Source organism: Mycobacterium sp. (assembly GCF_035314905.1).
Taxonomy (GTDB): Bacteria; Actinomycetota; Actinomycetes; order Mycobacteriales; family Mycobacteriaceae; genus Mycobacterium.
The window spans coordinates 1-2,984 of the sequence record NZ_DATFYW010000202.1; the positions used below are offsets into that span (position 1 = coordinate 1).

The following is a 2,984-nucleotide window of genomic DNA, read 5'->3' on the forward strand; positions in this document are numbered from 1 at the left end:
AACCGTCGGCCGGTGGAGCGGGCGAACAGCCACGCGAGCACCGCTGTGCGCAGGTTGCCGATGTGCAGGTCTGCCGACGGGCTGGGGGCGAATCTGCCGCCACTATCCAGGATGGACGTTGTGGACCTCCCCGTGATGCCCCGGTCGAACACCCCAAAGCGGCTGTTTGCTACGCGGTGCCGTCGTCGTTGGGGGGATCGTAGATCACGAGGAAGATGAGGTCTTCGGTCCCGGTGTTGGTGGCGCTGTGCTGCTTGTGCGCGGGGATCTTCGCCAGGGTGCCTGGCTTCGTGGGCCAGGTCTGCTCACCGATCGTCACGCTGCCGGTGCCGCTGAGGTAGAAATCCGGTCCTGGTTCCGTCCTGTGCCAGACAATGTCCTCTGGCGCGTACACGTAGGTGGTCGCGCTTATTGGTTCATCCCTCGCTCGCTGGAGTAGTGATCATTGCACGTGTGGATGAGTCAATTTTCGCCTACGCCGATCGCTATCGAGTCAGCCGTTGCCTGGGCCAAGGCCGGCCACGATGTCGCCAAGGCTGAAGGTGAGCGGGTGCTCGAGTTGCGCATAGGTGCATGAGCGCGGGTCGCGGTCGGGGCGCCAGCGGTTGAACTGGGCGGTGTGGCGGAATCGTTCACCTTCCATGTGGTCGTAGCGGACCTCGACCACCCGCTCGGGCCGCAGCGGCACGAACGACAGGTCCTTGCCGGCGTTCCAGCGGGAGGTTTCATTTCTGCGTGGGGTGCGTTCTCCCGCTTCGTGGGCAGCCCAGTCCCACGGGTGGCCATCGAAGCTGGTGACGAGCGGCTGCAGCTCAGTGAACAGTCGCCGCCGCTCAGCCATCGGGAAGGCGCCGATGACACCGACCGATGCGAGTGTGCCGTCGTCCTTGTAGAGCCCGAGCAGTAGCGAGCCGATCGCCTCGTCGCCGGACTTGTGCGCTCGGTAGCCGGCGACGACGCAGTCGGCGGTCCGCGCGTGCTTGATCTTGAACATGACGCGCTTGTCCGGCTGATAGGTGATCGTCAGCGGCTTGGCGACGACCCCATCGAGGCCGGCTCCCTCGAACTCCTCGAACCATCGCTGTGCGGTCACCAGATCGGTGGTGGCGGGCGTGACATGAATCGACGGGCCCGAGCCGGCCAACGCGTCCACGAGGGCGGCGCGGCGCTCGCTGAACGGTCGCCGGGTGTAGTCGTGATCGCCGAGGGCGAGCAAGTCGAACGCGATGAAGGAAGCCGGCGTCTGTTCGGCGAGCATCCGCACCCGTGAGTCGGCCGGGTGGATGCGCTGTTGGAGGGCCTCGAAGTCCAAGCCGCGGTCGGTGGCGATGACGATCTCGCCGTCAATCACGCAGCGCTCCGGCAGCTCGGCCGTGGCCGCCGCGACCAGTTCGGGGAAGTAACGGGTCATCGGCCGCTCGTTGCGGCTGCCCAGCTCGACCTGATCGCCATCGCGGAAGCAGATGGACCTGAATCCGTCCCATTTGGGCTCATAGGACGCGCCGGGCGGGATCGACGGCACCGATTTGGCCAGCATCGGCGAGACCGGCGGCATGACGGGCAGCTTCATCGCCTCATTCTTGCGTCTGGTCGGCGAACGGGTTCACGCCCTCCGGTCACCCTCGTTTTTCGCCTCGAGGCAGATCGAACGCGTAGCTTCGAATCGTGAGCGGACTGCAATCCGAAGCCGCCCGTTCCCGGCTTCGGTTCGAGGTGCCGCTGCGAAACGATCTCTACGACGTTCTGGAGTCCTGAATTGGCAACCCCCGCAGAAGAAATCGACGTCGACGGGATCGCCGTCCGAATCACCAACCCCGACAAGGTCTTCTACCCGAAGCTCGGTCCCAGCGGCACGAAACGCAAGCTGATCGAGTACTACCTCGCCGTGGCCGGCGGCCCGATGCTGACGTCGCTGCGCGACCGGCCAACCCACCTTCAGCGGTTTCCCGACGGCATCGACGGCGAAGAGATCTACCAGAAGCGGGTCCCGCAGCATCATCCCGACTACATCGAGACATGCCGCGTGACGTTCCCGTCCGGCCGGACCGCCGACGCGCTGAAGGTCACCCACCCGTCTGCGATCATCTGGGCCGCGCAGATGGGAGCGATCACGCTGCACCCGTGGCCGGTACGTTGCCCCGACACCGATCATCCCGACGAGCTGCGCATCGACCTTGACCCGCAGCCGGGCACCGCGTTCGAAGAGGCCCGCGCGGTCGCCGTCGACGTGCTCAAGCCGGTGCTCGACGAGCTGGGGCTCGTCGGATACGCGAAGACGTCCGGGGGGCGCGGCGTGCATGTGTTCCTGCGGATCGAGACGAAGTGGGATTTCGTCGAGGTGCGCCGCGCCGGGATCGCGCTCGCCCGCGAGGTCGAGCGGCGCAGCCCGGACACCGTCACGACGTCATGGTGGAAGGAGGAGCGGGGCAAGCGCATCTTCATCGACTTCAACCAGAACGCACGCGACCGGACGATGGCGTCGGCGTACTCGGCGCGGCGTACCCCGATCGCGACGGTCTCGACGCCGCTGACGTGGGACGAGCTCGCCGGTGCCGACCCCGACGACTACACGATCGTGACCGTGCCGCAGCTGGTGGGCAGCCGTGACGACCCGTGGGCGGACATCGACTCGAATGCCCAGTCCATCGAGCGGCTGCTGGAGATGGCCGCCGCCGACGCCGAACGCGGCCTCGGCGACATGCCGTACCCCCCGAACTACCCGAAGATGCCGGGCGAACCGAAGCGGGTGCAGCCGTCGCGGGACACAGACCTCACCAGGAGAACCAAGCGGCCTTGAGTTGTAGCCGCCGCATCCGCGACACTCAACCAGCCGCGGCGACACGCCGATCGGAGCCGCACTCTCTTCAGTTTCGCGACAGGACCTGCGAAAATCCGCGTCGGAAGTCCGCCGCTCTACGCGTTTCGGCTGATGTCTTAGGGCTCGTGGTGGCTTCATGCTGGCCAGCATGAGCCAGATCGATCCA

At 66.3% G+C, this 2,984-nt stretch carries 4 protein-coding genes; 1 reads left to right on the forward strand and 3 read right to left on the reverse strand.

Features of this window, described 5'->3' with window-relative positions:
* The 3 genes from VKG81_RS17850 to VKG81_RS17860 all read right to left on the reverse strand — a co-directional run.
* The coding region (locus tag VKG81_RS17850; protein ID WP_324397887.1) for a glutamate--tRNA ligase family protein at positions 1-113 on the reverse strand (113 nt) is incomplete at its 3' end.
* 56 nt (positions 114-169) lie between these two features.
* The gene (locus tag VKG81_RS17855) at positions 170-394 is read right to left on the reverse strand and encodes a cupin domain-containing protein (RefSeq protein WP_324397884.1); all 225 of its coding nucleotides are present in this window, start codon (positions 392-394) and stop codon (positions 170-172) included.
* A 99-nt stretch (positions 395-493) separates the two neighbouring features.
* On the reverse strand, positions 494-1,570 hold the full coding sequence (locus tag VKG81_RS17860; RefSeq protein WP_324397885.1) for an ATP-dependent DNA ligase: 1,077 nt from the start codon (positions 1,568-1,570) through the stop codon (positions 494-496).
* 186 nt (positions 1,571-1,756) lie between these two features.
* Between VKG81_RS17860 and ligD the strand changes: the two genes are divergently transcribed.
* Positions 1,757-2,797 carry a non-homologous end-joining DNA ligase gene (ligD, locus tag VKG81_RS17865; RefSeq protein ID WP_324397886.1) on the forward strand — a complete coding sequence of 347 codons (1,041 nt, stop codon included), beginning with the start codon at positions 1,757-1,759 and terminating at the stop codon, positions 2,795-2,797.
* Positions 2,798-2,984 lie beyond the last annotated feature (187 nt).

Excerpts from the sequence above, each read along its gene's own strand:
- VKG81_RS17860 (WP_324397885.1), bottom strand. The coding sequence starts at position 1,570 with ATGAAGCTGCCCGTCATGCCGCCGGTCTCGCCGATGCTGGCCAAATCG.